The sequence below is a fragment of the Amycolatopsis sp. SID8362 genome, assembly GCF_010550475.1.
Classification (GTDB): Bacteria; Actinomycetota; Actinomycetes; order Mycobacteriales; family Pseudonocardiaceae; genus Amycolatopsis; species Amycolatopsis eburnea.
The window spans coordinates 1-2,458 of record NZ_JAAGNB010001232.1 but is presented as its reverse complement, the minus strand read 5'-3'; the positions used below and the strand labels follow the sequence as shown (position 1 = coordinate 2,458).

The following is a 2,458-nucleotide window of genomic DNA, read 5'->3' as shown; positions in this document are numbered from 1 at the left end:
GGGCGGTGCGGTCACGCGGGCGAGGCGGGCGGCGAAGAGGCGGCCGTTCTCGATCTTGAGGACGGGTTCGTCCGCGGCGACGGCCGGGTCGAGGGAACCGTCGGTCTCGACGAGCGTGAAGCGGCCGGGGTGCTCCGCCTGGGCGGCGCGGACGAGCCCCCCGGCGGCGGCCGCGACCGGGTCGCCGGTGGGGATCACGACGACCAGGGTGCGGCCGTGGGTGAGCGCCTCCTGGAGTTCGGTCAAGGCGTGGGTGGTGACCTCGCGCAGCGACCGCGGGACGTCGGTCAGGTCCCCGGTGACGGTGAGGACGTCGGTTTGGATCGCCTGGGGTGAAACGGGAGTCCAGTCGAGGCGCAGGAGTGGTTGCGACGTCTTGGCCGCGCCCGGGCGGCGGAGGACGAGCCGCTCGACGGAGACCACGGGGGTGCCGGCCGGGTCGGTCGCGGTGATGCGGAGGCCGCCGTCGGCCGGGGTGAGCCGCACGCGCAGGGCGGCGGCGCCGGTGGCGTGCAGGGCGATGCCGTGCCAGGAGAACGGGACGCTGCCGGCGAGGGCGGGGTCGAGGAGGGAGACGAGCCGCAGCGTGGCGTCGAAGAGGGCGGGGTGGAGGCCGTACGCGCCGGCGTCGGGACGCTGCGGTTCGGCCAGTGCGACTTCGGCGAAGACTTCGTGGTCGCGGCGCCAGGCGGCGGTGGGGCCGGGGAAGGCGGGGCCGTAGCCGAGCCCGTCGGCGGCGAGGCGGTCGGTCAGGCCGGTGAGGTCGAGGGGTTCGGCACCGGCGGGCGGCCAGGTGTCCGGGCGGGTCGGGCCGGACACGGCAGTCGTGGCGGCAACAGCGGTCGTGGCGGCAGCGGTCGCACCGGCAGCGGCACCGAAGTCCTCGGGCACCGCGATCTCCGGCACCAGCCGGCCGGTCGCGTGCTGTACCCACGGGTCGTCCGAACCCTCGGCCCGCGACGACACGGTGAACTCCCGCGTTCCGTCGGCCGCGGGACTCAGCCGGACCTGGAGGGTGCGGTCCGCCGTCAAGTCCACTGGGGACTCGATCGTCAGCTCGTCGACGCCGAGGTCCACACCCGCCGCCAGGGCCAGCTCCGCGAACGCCGTGCCCGGGAGGACGGGGGTGCCGTGGACGGCGTGGTCCGCCAGCCACGGCTGGGTCGCCGTCGTGAGGACGCTCGTCCGGACCACGCCGCCGTCGGTGAGGTCCACGGCCGGGCCCAGGAGCGGGTGCCCGGGGGCCGACGGCCAGAAACGCCGGTGCTGGAAGGGGTACGTCGGCAGGTCCGTCACCCGAGCGCCGGAGCCGGCGAACCACGCGGACCAGTCCACAGTGGACCCGGCGACGTGCAGGCGGCCCAGCGCCTCGAGGACGGCGACCGGCTCCGGGCGGTCGCGGCGCAGCACCGCGGTGACCGCCGCGGCCGGGTCGTCGACCAGGCCGGCGAGCACCGCGTCCGGGCCGATCTCGGCGAACGTCGTCACGCCCGCCTCGCGCAACGAGCCGAGCGCGTCGGCGAACCGGACCGTCGCGCGCACGTGCCGGACCCAGTACTCCGGGGAGGTCACGTCGCCGGCCGCGATCACCGGGATCTCCGGCTGCGCGAACGACAGCTCCGCCACGACCTCGCGGAACTCCGCCAGCATCGGGTCCATCAGGTGCGAGTGGAACGCGTGCGACACGGTGAGCCGCTTGGACTTCCCGAAGCGGGAAGCCACTTCGAGGACCGCGTCCTCGGCGCCGGACACCACCACCGAGCGCGGTCCGTTCACCGCGGCGAGGTCGGCGCCGTCGATCAGGGCGGCGCGAACGTCCGCTTCGGACGCTTCGATCGCCACCATCGCCCCGCCGCGCGGCAGCGCCTGCATCAGCCGGCCGCGCGCGGCGACCAGGGTGCCCGCGTCTGCCAGCGACAGCACCCCGGCCACGTGCGCGGCCGCGATCTCCCCCACCGAGTGCCCGGCGACGAAGTCCGGGCGGACGCCCCACGACGCCAGCAGCCGGGCCAGCGCCACTTCGATCGCGAACAACGCCGGTTGCGCGATCCCGGTTTCGGCCAGTGCTTCGGCGTCGGAACCCCACACGACCGAGCGGACCGCGGGGTCGAACGCCGAGAGGACCTCGTCGAACGCGTCCGCGAACACCGGGTACGCCGCGGCCAGCTCCCGGCCCATCCCGATCCGCTGGGCGCCTTGGCCGGTGAACAGGAACGCCAGCGGTCCCGGCGATGCGACGCCGCGGGCCACCTCGCGCACCCCGTCGGCACCGGCCAGCAGGACGGCGCGGTGCGCGAACCGCGCCCGCGCGGTCGCCAAGGTGAACCCGGCGTCGAGCGGTGCGGGGGAAACGGCGGTGACGCGGTCGATCTGGTCGGTCAAGGCGTCGTCGGAACGCGCCGAAAGCACCCACGGCACCAGCGGACGCTCAGCACCGGTGGCCGGCTCGGCGGCGGGG

Annotated in this window: 1 protein-coding gene; it reads right to left on the bottom strand. The window is 75.7% G+C overall.

Going from position 1 to position 2,458, the window contains the following annotated elements:
• A partial coding sequence (locus G3I65_RS38420) for an acyltransferase domain-containing protein (protein ID WP_160700441.1) occupies positions 1-2,418 on the bottom strand: 2,418 nt, incomplete at its 3' end.
• Positions 2,419-2,458 lie beyond the last annotated feature (40 nt).